Genomic DNA, 14,859 nt, shown 5'->3' on the forward strand with positions numbered 1-14,859 from the left:
ATCACCATCTCCCTATATATTTCAGTATTAGCTCCCTTGCAGAGGGCTTGTTAAAGATGAAGAGACGATTTTTAATTCCGTCAAGCAGAAAGTTCTTTCCTAAAGCTAAAAGTCCATCTTTGAGCTTGTAGATCTCTGCTTTTTCTAAGTCTATGTCCTCTTTTACCTCTCTTGGAGCTTCAATGTTCTCCAAAATTGCCTCAAGCTTATCCATAACTGCTCTGCTAACAAACTTGGGCTTGCCAAGCTTAAGTTCTTCCGGTTCAACTTCGCTGGCATCCATGTAAATACCCCAAAACTCCTTTGCACATTCGAATGGATAAACGTACTCCTTTCCATAATCTTGGAGGTATAGCTCGTAAATGATTGCCAGCAGGATTTTTCTGGCGTCACTTCCATAAAACTCTATCCTCAAATTGAACCTTCCATCGGCAAAGCCGTTCTCGAAAACTTCAAGCTTTTCCTCACACTGCATGAGCTCACCCCCTTATGTATGAGTAAACATAATTAGCAGGCATGTAGAGGGATGAGCTCTCATAGATTCCAAAGTCTGTTTTTTGAGCGCTGTATAAAACAACCTTGGCACTCTTGACGTTCATGAGCTGTTCAAGAACTTTAATCGCATAATCTAAGTCTCCAGTGTCGTCCACTAAGATGCCTTTAACGTCTGTTGCAAACCATGTTTGACCTGTTGCGTACTTCTTCGTCGTATTCATGTCAAGATGTCTCCCTTCGCTTACCACCTGGAGGAAGTCTTGGAAGTATGTATCTATGATGTTCTTTATCATCTCCCTTTCTTCGGGAGTTAAGTCCCTCCACTCGGCTCCCATGTCCTTGTATTTTCCGGTTTTGAAGACATTAACCTTAATTCCATTCTGGGCGTAATACTGCTCAAGGTCATAATGGACATAGAGAACGCCAATGCTTCCGACTTCTGCCAATGGATCAGCAATGATCTTATCGGCGGCACAGGCTATGAAGTATCCCCCTGAATCCGCATATCCACCGGTGTATGCAACAACCGGCTTGCTATAGCTGAGCTTTTTTAGCTCCTTGTAGATCACCCTTACTGGACCTACATAACCTCCCGGGCTTTCAATCCATAGTAGAACTCCGCCTATGCTTTCATTCTTCTTTATCTGTCTGATTTTTGAAACAACATCCAGTGCCATGTTCTCGTCTATTGGACCCATTATGGGGAGTATGGCTATCGTAGTATTTGCTTTAGCAGGCTGCTTCTCCCTCAGTTGCTCTTTGAGATACTCAACCTGCCTTTGGAGTTCTTCAATTTTAGCCTGCAATGCTGTTATATTGCCCACAGAAGTCTTAACGGTTATATTTGGCATTTCAACTTTGACTTCAGTTGTTTTGTTCATCACCAATGCCTTTTGAAGTTCGCTGTTTTGGGTGTAAAGGAGCACGTTGCTTACAACAGCCAATGCGAGAAGAAGGGTTAAGATGAACGTGAGGTACTTCCAGACTTCTTCTTTATCCATACGTATCACCTAACATTAAAGTTACGCTGGAAACTTTTAAATGTGGTGCCAAAGATTTTTATACAATCATAGGAAAACAAAGGCAGGTGTGAAAGATGGAAATTGGGGTCAGCATTTATCCTCACTTTGTGAACAAAGACAAGAGCTTGCCCTCAGTCTTGGCTGATGTGAAGATTAAGAAGTATGATTTTGTTCAGATATTCCCACATGCTCTGGGGCTAATAAAAAACGGAGAAGTCGTGGAGAGGAAGCTTCGCCCAGTTGAAGCAGCGTTAAAAGGTGTGGGGATAAACTACATAGTGAGAATGCCTCTCTCCGTGAATCTAAGGGATCACATTTACTACTCAAGGCATTTTAAGGTCGCAAAGGCAGTTGTTGATGTTGCAATAAAGCTTGGGGCAAAGATAATAGTTATGCAGAGCGGAAAAACGGGCAGGCTTGACTTGGAGATTGAGGCGATCCAGCAGCTTGCAGATATGGCGGGCAAGTTTGGCATTAAGATAGCACTTGAAAACACATTCAGCGTTAAAGACACGCTTTATGTTATAGACAACGTTGATAGGGAGAATGTGGGCTTTGCACTCGATGTGGCACATGCATTCTTAAGCGCTCAAGGTGATGAAAACAAGCTCCTTGAAGATGTCAAGCTGGGAACTGAGAAAACAATAATCCTAATGATTCATGACAATTTCGGCAAGCTGACACCTCAGGTTGAACCGGAGGATGCCCTCGCTTATGGAGTCGGTGATCTCCACCTCCTGCCCGGTGAAGGTAAGATACCATTCGGGAAGGTTCTCAAACTGTTCGGCGATGTTCCACTGCTGCTGAAGGTCAAGGATCCAGACAAATTCGCAAAGCTGCCCGATAAGCAGACGCTGATCGAAATCCTGACAAGTATTTAAAGCTTCAGCCTTTCCTTTACCACCTTTAACAGCTCTCCAAAGGCTATCCCAATAACTTCCTTTTTTCTTGTGAAGTGGAGAACATCTTGGCTGAGGTTCTTTTTAATGATCTCTGCGGCTTCTTCAACTGTTATTTTTCTCTCGAGCCATGCGTAGGCTATTACAGCCTCGGCTATATCGCCTTTTCCATGTTTGTCAGTTCTTGGAGGTATTAAGTGAGAAAGCTTCGCCCTCTCAAGGGCTAAAGCCAGGGAAGAATTAGGAACCCTCCCAGCAGATGGATACCCCAAATACTCACTTAATGCTAAGGAGAATATGAAATTAACAAGGGAATCACCGAACTTTGAGAGATTCTTGTCTGTGAAGTCTTTCGAGTATTTCATATTAGGTCTGAAAAACTGCTCAAAACTTAAGTTTTTTGGTCAAAACTTCAGGCTAAAATTTAAAGGATTTAGCCAAAAATAAGATTAATTGGACACAGAACTACTTCTTAACGGCTTTTTCCCAGGCTTCAAGGACTTCTTTAGCTCTATCAAATATTTTCTGAGCTGCTTCTTCTAAGGCTTTTTCTGGAGTTATCTTTCCGTCAGTGACGACTCTAAACTTTGGCTTTCTTGCTGTGAGAATTGGATGTTCAATTGTGTATCCAGCGAATGTGACATGCTTGTTCTCATGAAGGACCTCATTAAGCAGGTTGGCAAATGTATGGTCTTCCCCAACGAGATAAAATTCCAGGACATTCTTTTCGCGCTTTATAACTTCAATTTTCATTCTTCCTCACCTGTTAAATGTTTTAACATTATCTCCATAGCCTGCTCTTTGTTCTTCACAAGTTCGTATTTAAACTTATCTTCTTTATATTCTGCCACTCCGACCTCAACCATTAGGTCAAGAATTTCCTCTGGATCAATGTCAAAGACAACGGCTAAAGGCAATGCAACTTCCCTTATTTGCCTCGTGGTCTGGAGTGAAATGTCTGCAAGGTATTCTCCAAGTTTTCTTGTTAGGTTAACTATTTCATTCCACGGCATTGAGGTCTCAAGCTCATTGTTCTTAACTTCAACGGTCTCACCAAGTAGCTCAAGGGTCTTTAAAAGTATTGGGGCTGAAATGCTAACACCTGCTTCTCGGAATATGTCATCCAGCACGTATCTGTAGAGACCACGCTTGTTTGCGTATAAGCGGGAGCGAACCCTCTTATGAATGTCCTTAATCTTGTAGACTGCGTCTCTGATTTCGTCTTTAGTTCCTTGTATATTGATTTTTAGAGAATTGAGCTTTCCATGGACGTATATAAATGCAGGAAGGTTAAGCTTTTGAAGCTCCCTCATAAATTCCTCCTTCTCAACGTCGTCCCTTACGTGGATAACAATTACCTTCTTAGCCTTCATTTCTTACACCTAAACCTTAATCTTTCTGTAGAACGCTGAAAGCTTTCTTGTTTCGATCCTTCCACACTTGGGGCATATGAGCTGATTTCCTCTCCTCACGAGGGGAGTCTTACAGTTTGAACACAGTGCAAAAACAACACCCAAGTCCGGTGCTCTTGTTGTCAGCTGAATTGGGCTTTTTTCATCAGTCAAAACCCTTGCCCTCACTATATCCCCTATTTTAAATTCTTTGCTCATGTCCTCAACAAAGCCTTCTTTTACCTGGGAAATGTGGATACCAGCGAGCTTTGATGTTGCTATTTCCCTATAATCCTCCCTTCCTTCTATTCTGAGAAGCTGGACAATTGCCGCCTGAGGTTTTACCTCGATTACTTTTGCAATAACAATCTGTCCAACTTTTGGAATTGGGGGGGTATCTGTAACTGGAACAACACTTATCTCCATTTTTTCTTGGTTTATTTTAACCTTTCCAGCTCTTGTTGAATAGAGTTCTCCATTTTCTTCAATAACACCATCTCCGGGGAGGAACTCCTCAATAACTCCCAGATAATCCCCTGGAAGAACAAAATCACCGTTTTTCACTGATTTTTTCTTCCTATTTTCAACATCCATCCCTCACACCCCAGTGAATTTTAACAATCTGGTCTTTTAAGCTTATGGGCATAGCATATACTTTATAAGGAAGCTCAGAAATTATTTTAGTAAGTTCGTCAAAAGGCTTGGATGGTGATAAAGATGAGGATGCTTCTAATTCACAGCGATTATCTTGAGTATGAAGTTAAAGATAAGGCTTTGAAAAAGCCCGAGGAGATAAGCGAAGAGCAGAAGAAAGGAAGGCTTGACGAGGTTCTCGCTGTTTTTGTAAGTGTTGAGAAGGTTGACGAACAAAATCCTGATGAAGTTGTTGAAAAAGCTATTGCTGAGATTAAAGACGTTGCCTCTCAAGTCAAAGCCCAAAACATATTTGTCTATCCATTTGCTCATTTAAGCAGTGAGTTAGCTTCACCAGATGCTGCCCTTAAGATCCTTAAGGCAGTTGAGGAGAAGCTCAAGGAAGAGGGCTTCAACGTTAAGAGGGCACCATTTGGCTATTACAAGGCATTTAAGCTTTCATGTAAGGGTCACCCGTTGGCAGAGCTTTCAAGGACGATAGTTCCGGAAGAAGTTAAGAAAGAGGAAGAGGTTCCAGAGGCTCTGAAGAAAGAAGAAGAGCTTGTCAGCTACTGGTACATTCTCACACCAGAGGGGGAGCTGGTTGAAGTTGACAAGTTTGACTTTACTGGACATGAGAACCTCAAGAAGTTTGCAAACTACGAGATAAGCAAGAGCAGAATAGCTGAGAAGGAACCGCCTCACGTTAAGATAATGCTTGAACAAGAATTAGTTGATTACGAGCCAGGAAGCGATCCAGGAAACTTAAGATACTATCCAAAGGGAAGGCTCATCAAGTCATTACTTGAGCAGTATGTTACAGAGAAAGTCATAGAGTACGGTGCAATGGAAGTCGAGACGCCAATAATGTATGACTTTGAACACCCAGCTCTTGAAAAGTATCTGAACAGGTTCCCGGCGAGACAGTACATTGTCAAGAGCGGTGATAAGAAGTACTTCCTCAGATTTGCCGCTTGCTTTGGTCAGTTCCTCATAAAGAAAGATGCCACAATAAGCTACAAGCACTTGCCGCTGAGAATGTATGAGCTCACAAGGTATTCATTCAGAAGAGAGAAAAGAGGTGAGCTGAGCGGTCTCAGGAGACTCAGGGCATTTACGATGCCAGATATGCACACGGTTGCTAAGGACTTAAAGCAGGCAATGGAGGAGTTTAAGAAGCAGTATAAGTTAAGCATGGAAGTCCTCAAGGGCGTTGGACTCACACCTGATGACTATGAGGTTGCGATAAGATTCACAGAAGACTTCTGGAATGAGAACAGGGATTTCGTAGTTGAGTTAGTGAAAATTATTGGAAAGCCAGTTCTAATTGAGATGTGGAAGCAGAGGTTCTTCTACTTCATCCTCAAGTTCGAGTTCAACTTCGTTGACAACTTAGATAAGGCGGCTGCTCTTTCGACGGTGCAGATTGATGTTGAAAACGCGGAGAGATTTGGAATCACGTACTACGACGAAGACGGGAAAGAAAAGCATCCGCTCATACTCCACTGCTCACCAAGCGGTGCAATTGAGAGAGTGATGTATGCGATACTTGAAAAACAGGCAAAGCTTAGAAACCAAGGGAAGAAGCCAATGTACCCACTCTGGCTCAGCCCAATTCAGGTCAGGGTTATTCCAGTTAGCGAGGAGTACTTGGACTACGCCCTTTACATTGCAGGAAAACTCGAAGGTGCAAGGATCAGAGTTGATGTTGATGACACAAGCGATAGATTGACAAAGAAGATTAGAAAAGCAGAGAAAGAATGGATTCCATACATTATTGTAGTTGGTGAGAATGAGAAGAGACAGGGCATTATCACTGTTAGAAAGAGAGAAGATGGCAAGCAGCATGAGATGCAACTTGAGGACTTAATAAAGGAAATAAAGCAGAGAACAGAGGGCTTTCCATACAAGCCAAGACCCCTGCCGTTACTGCTTTCCCAGAGGCCCAAATTCAGGGGTTAATTTCTTTACCCTTAATCTTTCTGCTTTTTTGCCTTTTGTTGTCCACATCGTATATGTTGATGGGGCAAACTCCTCAAGTGGAGACTTCACCAAATGGAGCCTTTCCTCAAGACCCTCATCACCTATCTTTGAAGAAGCAACTATTACATATTCACTTATGCTTGTTACCCAAGCAACAAAGCGCTGAGACACAACATCTTTGTTCAAGGGGAGAACGAGTACAGAATTTGGCATGAGTTTGGTTTTTACGGCAATTGTCTGATTCAGAAGTTTTAATGTCATGTGTTCACCAAGCATCAGTGCGGCTCCATCCAGTGTATACACAACTCTGAATGCCTTTCTGTCTCCAAGGAGCGGTTTTATTCTGTTTTCATAAATCATGTCTATTTTTGGATTTATCGTCTCTGGATCGACATAATTCAAATAAAACACGTTTTTAAGGTTAAAACGTGATCCGTACTTTGATCCAAATACGTCTATTATAGCAGCATTACCCCTTTCAAGTTCTGCACTTAAATCCAAGCCGACGAATTCAGCAGCCCTAAACAGGTTTGGAAGGGGGAGATTGTAGTTTGATATTATGCCAAAACCTCCCTTATCAATCTCGTTTTTCAGCAGGGCAAAGCTTATCAGCCATGCCGAAGAGTAGGTGTCGTAGATCACTGAGACTATAGAGTTGGGCATTATTTCCTTCTTAAAGATTTCTTGAATTAGAATCTCGCCCTCTATGTTCATTTCTTTACCCCCGCAGTTACGGCATGCTTTGAAACACTTTGTTACTAAAGCATTAGAATAGTTAACAGTAAGGCAATATAAAAATTTCGCTATGGCAGTTAGTAACAAAAAAGTTAAAACAGGTGTGAATTACTCTCAGGACTTAAAGCTCTCAAGGGTTTCTTTTATGAAGTCCTTGGCTTCTTCGCTAAGCTTGTCCTCTTTCACTTCTTTACCGAATTTGTCATACACTTTCCCATCAATTATGCTTATCTCAAAGACCTCATACATCATCTCATCCTTATCCTCAATCTTAATTCCGTGACTCTTCAAGTGACCTCTTACACTGTCAATGTCAACGTACTTGCCGCATTTTTCACATTTATAGAACTGCCAGAACACAAAGTCCTGTCCAATTGTCATGTTGTTTTTCAGGTGTTCAATGAACCTGCCGCCAAGATATTCGTAAAAATCTTCCTGCATGAGCTTTCCATCTTGCTCCACAATCTTAAACCCTCTCCAGACTATGTGATCGTTTATATCCACAAGAGTGCCTCTAAGGAACTTTGATGTCATGATAAATGTGCCGTTGTGAAGGTAAAACGTACCCTTGTTCGGTACAACCACTATGTCAAGTCCTTCGCCCTCTTTTACTTCACTGAGCTTTTCTGCCTCTTCTCTGCTATTTGCCACTCTAATTCTGATCTTTAGATCACTTTTCTTGTGTCTTCCGATTATTCTGTCAATGCTTAAATCCCAGTGATAGTCATCCAGTGTTCTAATTCTGGAGTAAACTTTTCGAAGTCTTGAATCGAGCTCACTGTACTTCACATCCACCACCCAAAAAGGGAATCGGGCTTGGGATTAATAAGTCTTCCCGGAAAACTTTAAAAGGGCAATAGGGAGGGAGAGTTAAGAATACTTTCTCAATACCACGTCTCAGCTATCACATCGTGCTTGTGAATGCTCTCAAGGCTAACAACCCTGACGTGTATTCTACCCTTAAACCTCTGCTTTGCCTTGAAGATTATCTCTCTGGCAACATCCTCCACGAACTTTGGATTTTGGTACATCTTTTGAACGACAGCGTTCTCATCGACAGTTTTCAACAGCGTGTATGTTGGAGAACTGAATGAGCTCTCAACAACTTCAACCATATCCTCAAGCGGTATCTCCTCATCAAAGTCTGTCTGTATTTCAAGAGTTGCTATTGCTCTCTGAATGTGCGTTTTTCCTTGATTGTTTGCCATCGCATGGGGACAGGCTGTGTTCCCTATGACCGTAACCTTAAGTACTTTTTCGAGTTTACCTTTTGCTTCATCTTTTATGACCCCAACCTCAACATCGTAGGCTTCCAGGCTTACCTTTTTACTTGCGGGGGTTTCTTTCCCAATAATTAGGTGCGTCTTTATCCAAACTTCAGCCCTCTTGTGTGGGTGTTTTTTCTCCAACCGCTTGATTATTGCAAGCTCAAGCTCCTCAAGGGACGAATGAACCCTGCTGACTTCTTCTTCCACAGCTTCACTCATGGTTTCCGTTATGCTTTCTACGAGACGGCTCATGTGTATTCCCTTTTTCTCCTCGGGAACATCTATTGTTATCTCAAAGGTAGGGATAAAGGTGTAGAGCTTTCCTTTCCAGTTAATCTTTGCTACAGTTCTGAGATTAGTTATACCAACCCTGTGGAGCTTCTCTTTAATCTCCGGAACTTCCTCTTGGGTCTCAAAAATCTCGCCCATTATTATCACCGCCAAGTTGAACTAAACAATCGGCTTTTTAACTCTATCTCAGAAATTTCATCAGGTTATCATAGCTTTTCTTTGCGATGTCTATGTCTTTGCTGCTGAGCCTTTTGGCATATTTTGCCTTCTCAAATATTCTTGTAAGCGTGTGCAGATCCTCTAAATCCTCAAATATATTTCTCAGCTTTTCTTCATGCTCCCAGTGAGTCCAGCTCTTTTGATATGGATAGCCTTTTAAAATAAGCCCCGCAACGACGTTCTTGTACATCTTTATTATCCTTTCTTCAGGTGTCCCTTCAATTGTGTCAAAGGTCATCTGAGGGTTGAATTTGTGGGGCTCCCCCATAATTATGATACGTTTCTTCCGTCTTTTAACTGCAGTTAGAACAATGAGAGCAGCTATGATAAGCGGAACAGCATACGCATATAGGGGCAGGGGCTTGTAATAGATCATAACAGTCTGGTTAAGCCCAAAGCTCATGATCCATTTTGGATACCTTATAATGGGAGCTTCTCCTCGAGGCAAATATCGAGGTTTAGCTGTGAGGAGTAGATAAACGGCAACAACAATTGCAAATAGGGTAATAAACTCCGCAACGTTCTTCCATTTGTTTTTCTTTCTTGGAAGTCTTTCACTCGAAATTCCGGTTTCAAAGAGAAATCTCAATGCTATGCCCATAGCTATGAAGAAAAAGAACCCCCATGCTAAGTATATCCACTCAATGTTAAAGGAAGAAGCCTTGGATCTGATCGTGTATTTGTGGAGCGACGAGAACAGTATGAGAAGTAGTACAAATATGACCAAATAACCAACTTTTTTATTTCCTCCCCTGCGGGCAGACATTTGCAGCACCAGCTTCATCTACCGTTAAGCATGTAGTAGATGGTTCTTAGTGGAATACCAAGCTCCCTACTTATCTCTTTTGGGCTCTTTCCCTGAGCCATGAGCTCTCTGATTCTGAGAAGAACAGCTTCGTCATACTTTCTCGGCCTGCCTCTCGATTTTTTGATCGGTACTACCTCAATACCCATCTGTCTTAGTGCTCTTATAACTCTTTTTGAGACCTTTGGGTACAGGCTTGGGGGGCAGCCTATGAGTTTTACGTTTGGAGCATTTTCCAAGATTCTCACAAGTATTTCTTTTGTGGGTCTCAGGTTTATATAAACTTCCCTCACATTCTCATTAAGGAGCTCATCTATTTTTCTCAGCAACTCCTCGTTGTTTCTCGCAGTTATCTCAACCCTCACAACCTCTCACCCCTGGAGAAGCTCCAAAAACCTCTTTGCTTTGTCGCTCTTTGGCATAAACTTCTCAAACTTCTCTAAGTTAGTAAAGAGGGACTTATGAAGACCAGAAAGGACAAGCTTTCTGATAGCTTCAACAAGCCTATCCAGATCCAATTCGAGGAGCTCTGCAACTTTTTTCTCATCAAATGGGCTTACACCATACAGTATTGCCCCACCAAGCAGGTAGTTCGGTATGTTTGAGATCTCGCTTCTCTTTCCGCTGAGCATCTTTTCAATTTCGCATTTCTGAATTATCATCATGCTCCCGAATCCGGTTCTGAACTCCTTTTCTTTCATAAACGGCAGGTCAAAGATTGAATAATGACAGTCAATGCAGAGCTTTATGTCAGGATACAACCCAAGGCTTTCCCTTTCTTTTTCTGAAGTTAAAAAGTAGTACCTGAAGAGGTCAAGCCCCAAAAGCTCTGGCCCCTTTTCAGGGTCGAATGCAGCATAGGCAAGAGCCAGATTATCAACAGTATAGTGGTTGTTGATAAGGACGCCTTTCGTTTTCACATAACTTAAAACTCTCCAGCGGAAGCGTTTTCCAAACCTTTTTCTAAGCTCACTTTCTATATCTGCATCCGTAGGAATATCAAGCCTTGTCTTTCTCAACCTGCCCTTATCCCAGTACTCCACCTCAATTCTGAAGCTCTTCTTCCTTACAACTCCTTTTTCCCTCAGCTTTGATTTTATGAGCTTAAATGCTTCTCTAACTTCTACATTCTCCTGCCCAAGAAGCCTTAAAACATCTCCAGAATATGCTAAGTGAGGCAGCACGTCAATTCTTCCCAGGACTGTAGGTTTTTTAACTACTTTTATCTTTTTGATCTCTTCGTGTTTTCTAATTGTTTTTGGATCAATCTCCCTGTTTCCAAGGTAAAACGAATAGTTCGCTGAGATCAAAGCCAGTGCCATTTTGTGCGCTACTATTGCACTCCTCAGCCTCTCAAGAGCCAGAATCCTGTTGTGCTTCTTTTTGTACAGCCATCTTATGTGGGGATCCTTTTCCTTCTTGTCTATCCCTCTAACTGAAGGCACGGTTTCTCCAACCCTTCTTGAGAGCTCTTCCTCGAACTCTCTCAGAATCTCAAGGTTTCTGTTAAGGTAGAAAACAAGAACGGGAATATCGAGATTTTCAAATAACCCCATCATATCAATTCCAATATCGTCCAAAATCTTGTTCACCTGAGCGACCAGCTCCTCTGTGGTCGTCATGGCAGCAACTCCTCGTTCGCAATTTTTTCAGGCAGGTACTTCTTGGCGACGAACTCTAAGCTTTTGTTAGCCAAAGCCTGCTGTTCTATCCTAACGCCCCACTGTAAGGCAAGCTTTAATTGTCTCTGCCACTCCTTGGTTTGGAACCACGGATAGTTCATTTCTTCGATGATCCTCTTGTAATCTCCTGTTGGGCCGCCTTTCTTATTCGGCGGAATTCCCTTGAGCTTTTCTGTAACGTTCTCTAAGCCATATTTCTTGATGTCATCCATGGTCATCCCGACGAACTTAGCCTCAGGTGTTGCAAGCTTCTCGCTGAGATAAGCGAGATTAATTGAACCCTGCTTTATTGTTGAATAGATATACCAGCCGTAAGGGTCTCCATCTGTGAAGACTATGATTGGCAAGCCTTCTTCATAATGCAGACGGTGGATTAATCTTCTCACACCTCTTGAAGCCTGTCCTTGAGTTGCAATGATCAAAGCTCTCTCCTTCTTCGGGAACTTTTCTTCAATCAGACGGTCTGCCATAGCCGCTGTCTCTACAACTAAAGCGTAGTCAACGTTTATATCAACGAACTGAATGTGTTCAACTGTTCCTGGAACAGCCCAGCCACCCATACCGAGCTTTGAGGTGTTAAATTCATCTTCGCCGTCTCTGATTGTTATATCTCCATAAACGTAACCTCTTCTATCTGCTGTCAGGTGCATTTCTTCTCTTAGAACACCAAGCATCCTCTCTAAGTCTTCGATAACTGGGTCGCTCTCGCTCTGGTCTTCAAATGTGTTTTCCTTAGTCCCTGGAATTGTGTGCTTGTTGGCATAGTAGGCTTCTCTCAAGCTCGCGTGCTTTCCTTCACTCACCAATCTTTTTACGTAAGCTGCTATTAGCAGGGTCTGCATGAACTTTCTCGCATGGGCGACGTTGAGAAAGTACCTCCTTGAGAGCTTGTTCCCCATCCTGATGACTCTCTTGACCTCATCAAAGTAAACGTTGTTAAGTCCCCTTGTTGGGATATCAAGGTAAGGGTTCTTTCCTTGTCTGACCTCTTCGAGGATTTCTTTTCCAAGCTCTTCCAATTTACGGAGAACTTTCTGTGGATCATATGCAAAGCGTTCCTTCGGCATTTCACGCTTCAGCATCTGCTTCAACCTCCGCTGGCTGTTCTAATGCTTCCTCAACAGTTTCAAACTTCCTTTCAATCAGGCTGATGAAGTATTCCTTAACTTTCTCCTCAGGCTCACCTGTTAAAATGCTTAAAGCTCTCGCTATTTCGGGAACATACTTCTGAAGTGTTTTCTTTCTCTTAACCTGATACAGCTTTCTGTGTTTGCCGCTTAAATATGTCTGCAGTCTTCTTGCGGCTTCCATTATAGCCAATCTTATCTCCTCATAAATTTCATCTTCATTGGCTATGCTCTGCTTCCCTGTTGAGGTGTAAGGAACGTGGACGCTGATGACATTGATTAGAAGTGTTAGAGGTGCCCTATCCAAATCTTCAACCTTATACCGCTTCCAGTCTATGCTCCTTGCTGCTGTTGTTGTTACACATGCACCTGCATCGAATAAGAGCGGAACCCTGTTGGCGTATCTGAGCAGATTAAATGAGCTTTCAAGCTCACCGCCATATGCTAAGCCAATTTCAACTTGGAATGGGATACCGCCGCGGTAAACTTTGGGCGGTCTCGTAACTGCTGTGACAAACTCTGGCTTGAGGATTCCCGTGAGACCTTTAACGATGTTTTCCTCCCCAATTGGTCTCAAGCCGTGGGTTGGTGGTGCTAAGAACTTAATGTACTTAAATGCTTCAACTATTTCTTCAGCCTCATGCCAAGTGAGCTTCTCTGGGGGTTTATCCATAAGCTTTTGGACCTCTCTGATTACTTTCTTCGCCCTCCTACCATAGCTCCTCAGAATTAAATCCACTTCGCCCTTAGCTAATCTCTCAAAGAGCTCATCTTTTATTCTCTTGTCCTCTTCTCTATTAATGAGCCTGATTGCGGCTATGTACTTGATGAGCTCATCTATCTTCCTATCGCTGATTCTTGAGAACTCAGAAATCAAAAACCTTTTTACAGTGTTTTTTCTTGTTCTCTTTGCCATTCTGTAGACATCATCTGTCATGACTCCCCTTGGATGCGGCTTCATCTCTACGGGAGGTTTTGGAACTTCTTCACTTGAGCGTGGGAAGACAATAAGCTTCCCATCAGGTTCAATTAACTCAATGTGAGCGTGGGGATTTGCTATAGCAGTGAGCTTGAGATACCAGAAGACACCCTGCTTTGAGCGAACATACTTAACGTTCTTGACCTCCAGCTCTATTCTTGTTCCCCTCCAGCCTGTTGGATTTGGATGCTTAATCTTCTTGACGATTTTACCCTCATTCTTTTCAACATCAATCTTAACCCATGCCTCTATTATCTCGTCTCCACCCGTTGAAGTTATTACACGTGTTGCCTTTCCGCTTGTAATTTGAGCAAACATCACTGCACCGCTGATGCCTATACCTTGCTGACCTCTGCTCTGTATATTTCTGTGAGCCTTTGTACCGGCAAGCATCTTTCCAAAAACGTGAGTTATGAATTTCTCCGGAATCCCGGGACCGTTGTCCTCAACGATTATCTTGTAGTGCTCCTTTCCGAGCTCCTCTATTTCTACTCTCACATAAGGCAGAATTCCTGCTTCCTCACATGCATCTAAAGAATTCGTGACAGCTTCATGAACCACTGTCGTAAGTGAGCGAATCTTCCCAGTGTAACCTAACATTGCGGCGTTTCTTCTGAAGAATTCGCTGACGCTCTGAATTTTAAATTCTTTAAAGAGTTCTTTAGCCTTTGCCATAATAAACGCCTCCTTCAAGCTCCAAATCCTTCTTTCTTCTTTCCAGATACTTATACACCGTTCCGTGAGGGGAACCCTTCGCCAGCTTTTCTATGGCAGTTTTGGCAATCTCAACTTGAATAGGGTTCCCGATGATAGCAACTGTTTTACCGTAAACACTAATATCAGCACCGCTCATTTCCTCAATGATTTCCCTTGTCCTGCCTTTCCTACCAATAATCCTCCCTCTGATTCTTGGCAGGGCATTCTTTTCGTTTCCGATGATTATGTCGCTTAAGTTAATTATCTCAAGAACTTCACCTTCGTTGAACAAGCGGAAAGCTCTCTCGGGTGAAAATCCCCTACCAATAGCCATTACAACATCTCTTGCTTTCCATACTGCTAATGGATCGTCTGTTTTTTCAGTTGAGCTTATGAAAACTTCACCAGTTTCACTATCTACTTCAATTTTGGTCTTTGTAATCTCCTCGATCTTCTTTTTGATTGAGCCTTTCTTTCCAATGAGAACTCCAATTCTCTCTTTAGGAATTCTCACAAATTCTTCCTGCTCGCCGAAGGCTTCATAATCTATGCTCTCCCCAAACTCACTTCTTCTCTCCCCTTCTTTATCAACATATTCATACTTTTTAACCAGCTTATCAAACTCATCTCCCAT

The 14,859-nt window shown here is 42.5% G+C and carries 17 protein-coding genes; 2 read left to right on the top strand and 15 right to left on the bottom strand.

The genetic code is table 11. The features are described 5' to 3' along the window. Window position 1 precedes the first annotated feature (1 nt). On the bottom strand, window positions 2–475 hold the full coding sequence (locus VFC49_RS00560; protein WP_324735727.1) for a PH1570 family protein: 474 nt from the start codon (window positions 473–475) through the stop codon (window positions 2–4). Between the two features lie 4 nt (window positions 476–479). Next, window positions 480–1,496 carry a signal peptide peptidase SppA gene (gene sppA, locus VFC49_RS00565; RefSeq protein WP_324735728.1) on the bottom strand — a complete coding sequence of 339 codons (1,017 nt, stop codon included), beginning with the start codon at window positions 1,494–1,496 and terminating at the stop codon, window positions 480–482. A gap of 95 nt (window positions 1,497–1,591) precedes the next feature. Here sppA and VFC49_RS00570 point away from each other — a divergent pair, with 95 nt between their 5' ends. Beyond that, window positions 1,592–2,398: a sugar phosphate isomerase/epimerase gene (locus tag VFC49_RS00570; RefSeq protein WP_324735729.1), complete on the top strand. Its 807-nt coding sequence runs from the start codon at window positions 1,592–1,594 to the stop codon at window positions 2,396–2,398. On the opposite strand, the gene VFC49_RS00575 is transcribed toward VFC49_RS00570, so the two are convergent. From VFC49_RS00575 to VFC49_RS00590, 4 genes are all read right to left on the bottom strand, one after another. Next, a complete protein-coding gene (locus VFC49_RS00575; RefSeq protein ID WP_324735730.1) occupies window positions 2,395–2,781 on the bottom strand; it encodes a ribonuclease III family protein in 387 nt (128 codons plus the stop codon). The two genes, VFC49_RS00570 and VFC49_RS00575, sit on opposite strands and share 4 nt — an antisense overlap. A gap of 100 nt (window positions 2,782–2,881) precedes the next feature. Further along, a complete protein-coding gene (locus tag VFC49_RS00580; protein WP_013466762.1) occupies window positions 2,882–3,169 on the bottom strand; it encodes a DNA-directed RNA polymerase subunit L in 288 nt (95 codons plus the stop codon). Then, window positions 3,166–3,789, bottom strand: coding sequence for a DUF2067 family protein (locus VFC49_RS00585; protein WP_324735731.1), 624 nt, complete (start codon window positions 3,787–3,789; stop codon window positions 3,166–3,168). Before VFC49_RS00585 ends, VFC49_RS00580 begins: the two co-directional genes overlap by 4 nt. 9 nt (window positions 3,790–3,798) lie before the next feature. Further along, window positions 3,799–4,401 (bottom strand): exosome complex RNA-binding protein Csl4, encoded by a 603-nt coding sequence (locus tag VFC49_RS00590; protein ID WP_013466764.1) that lies wholly within the window; start codon window positions 4,399–4,401, stop codon window positions 3,799–3,801. 123 nt (window positions 4,402–4,524) lie between these two features. On the opposite strand from VFC49_RS00590, the gene VFC49_RS00595 reads away from it, so the two are divergent. Next, a complete protein-coding gene (locus VFC49_RS00595) occupies window positions 4,525–6,402 on the top strand; it encodes a threonine--tRNA ligase (protein ID WP_324735732.1) in 1,878 nt (625 codons plus the stop codon). On the opposite strand, the gene VFC49_RS00600 is transcribed toward VFC49_RS00595, so the two are convergent. The 9 genes from VFC49_RS00600 to VFC49_RS00640 all read right to left on the bottom strand — a co-directional run bounded on the left by VFC49_RS00600 (window position 6,367) and on the right by VFC49_RS00640 (window position 14,859). Then, on the bottom strand, window positions 6,367–7,137 hold the full coding sequence (locus tag VFC49_RS00600) for a hypothetical protein (protein WP_324735733.1): 771 nt from the start codon (window positions 7,135–7,137) through the stop codon (window positions 6,367–6,369). The two genes, VFC49_RS00595 and VFC49_RS00600, sit on opposite strands and share 36 nt — an antisense overlap. Window positions 7,138–7,272: 135 nt before the next feature. Then, window positions 7,273–7,947: a TBP-interacting protein gene (locus VFC49_RS00605; RefSeq protein WP_324736552.1), complete on the bottom strand. Its 675-nt coding sequence runs from the start codon at window positions 7,945–7,947 to the stop codon at window positions 7,273–7,275. A gap of 95 nt (window positions 7,948–8,042) precedes the next feature. After that, on the bottom strand, window positions 8,043–8,855 hold the full coding sequence (locus VFC49_RS00610; RefSeq protein WP_324735734.1) for a GTP cyclohydrolase IV: 813 nt from the start codon (window positions 8,853–8,855) through the stop codon (window positions 8,043–8,045). Window positions 8,856–8,898: 43 nt separating this feature from the next. Next, window positions 8,899–9,702 carry a DUF4129 domain-containing protein gene (locus VFC49_RS00615; protein ID WP_324735735.1) on the bottom strand — a complete coding sequence of 268 codons (804 nt, stop codon included), beginning with the start codon at window positions 9,700–9,702 and terminating at the stop codon, window positions 8,899–8,901. Between the two features lie 14 nt (window positions 9,703–9,716). After that, a complete protein-coding gene (locus tag VFC49_RS00620; protein ID WP_324735736.1) occupies window positions 9,717–10,106 on the bottom strand; it encodes a DUF1699 family protein in 390 nt (129 codons plus the stop codon). A gap of 6 nt (window positions 10,107–10,112) precedes the next feature. Next, window positions 10,113–11,363 carry a DUF530 family protein gene (locus VFC49_RS00625; RefSeq protein WP_324735737.1) on the bottom strand — a complete coding sequence of 417 codons (1,251 nt, stop codon included), beginning with the start codon at window positions 11,361–11,363 and terminating at the stop codon, window positions 10,113–10,115. After that, on the bottom strand, window positions 11,360–12,505 hold the full coding sequence (locus VFC49_RS00630) for a DNA topoisomerase IV subunit A (protein ID WP_324735738.1): 1,146 nt from the start codon (window positions 12,503–12,505) through the stop codon (window positions 11,360–11,362). The genes VFC49_RS00625 and VFC49_RS00630 overlap by 4 nt, the downstream gene beginning before the upstream one ends. Next, window positions 12,492–14,204, bottom strand: a complete 1,713-nt coding sequence (gene top6B / locus VFC49_RS00635) for a DNA topoisomerase VI subunit B (RefSeq protein WP_324735739.1) — start codon at window positions 14,202–14,204, stop codon at window positions 12,492–12,494. Before top6B ends, VFC49_RS00630 begins: the two co-directional genes overlap by 14 nt. Then, a complete protein-coding gene (locus VFC49_RS00640; protein WP_324735740.1) occupies window positions 14,191–14,859 on the bottom strand; it encodes a KH domain-containing protein in 669 nt (222 codons plus the stop codon). Before VFC49_RS00640 ends, top6B begins: the two co-directional genes overlap by 14 nt.

It is taken from the genome of Thermococcus sp. SY098, from assembly GCF_035621495.1.
GTDB lineage: Archaea > Methanobacteriota_B > Thermococci > Thermococcales > Thermococcaceae > Thermococcus_B.

Coding starts and splice junctions, on each gene's coding strand:
- VFC49_RS00560 (WP_324735727.1), bottom strand. CDS start 475: ATGCAGTGTGAGGAAAAGCTTGAAGTTTTCGAGAACGGCTTTGCCGAT.
- sppA (WP_324735728.1), bottom strand. CDS start 1,496: ATGGATAAAGAAGAAGTCTGGAAGTACCTCACGTTCATCTTAACCCTT.
- VFC49_RS00570 (WP_324735729.1), top strand. CDS start 1,592: ATGGAAATTGGGGTCAGCATTTATCCTCACTTTGTGAACAAAGACAAG.
- VFC49_RS00575 (WP_324735730.1), bottom strand. CDS start 2,781: ATGAAATACTCGAAAGACTTCACAGACAAGAATCTCTCAAAGTTCGGT.
- VFC49_RS00580 (WP_013466762.1), bottom strand. CDS start 3,169: ATGAAAATTGAAGTTATAAAGCGCGAAAAGAATGTCCTGGAATTTTAT.
- VFC49_RS00585 (WP_324735731.1), bottom strand. CDS start 3,789: ATGAAGGCTAAGAAGGTAATTGTTATCCACGTAAGGGACGACGTTGAG.
- VFC49_RS00590 (WP_013466764.1), bottom strand. CDS start 4,401: ATGGATGTTGAAAATAGGAAGAAAAAATCAGTGAAAAACGGTGATTTT.
- VFC49_RS00595 (WP_324735732.1), top strand. CDS start 4,525: ATGAGGATGCTTCTAATTCACAGCGATTATCTTGAGTATGAAGTTAAA.
- VFC49_RS00600 (WP_324735733.1), bottom strand. CDS start 7,137: ATGAACATAGAGGGCGAGATTCTAATTCAAGAAATCTTTAAGAAGGAA.
- VFC49_RS00610 (WP_324735734.1), bottom strand. CDS start 8,855: ATGGGCGAGATTTTTGAGACCCAAGAGGAAGTTCCGGAGATTAAAGAG.
- VFC49_RS00615 (WP_324735735.1), bottom strand. CDS start 9,702: ATGTCTGCCCGCAGGGGAGGAAATAAAAAAGTTGGTTATTTGGTCATA.
- VFC49_RS00625 (WP_324735737.1), bottom strand. CDS start 11,363: ATGACGACCACAGAGGAGCTGGTCGCTCAGGTGAACAAGATTTTGGAC.
- VFC49_RS00630 (WP_324735738.1), bottom strand. CDS start 12,505: ATGCTGAAGCGTGAAATGCCGAAGGAACGCTTTGCATATGATCCACAG.
- top6B (WP_324735739.1), bottom strand. CDS start 14,204: ATGGCAAAGGCTAAAGAACTCTTTAAAGAATTTAAAATTCAGAGCGTC.
- VFC49_RS00640 (WP_324735740.1), bottom strand. CDS start 14,859: ATGGGAGATGAGTTTGATAAGCTGGTTAAAAAGTATGAATATGTTGAT.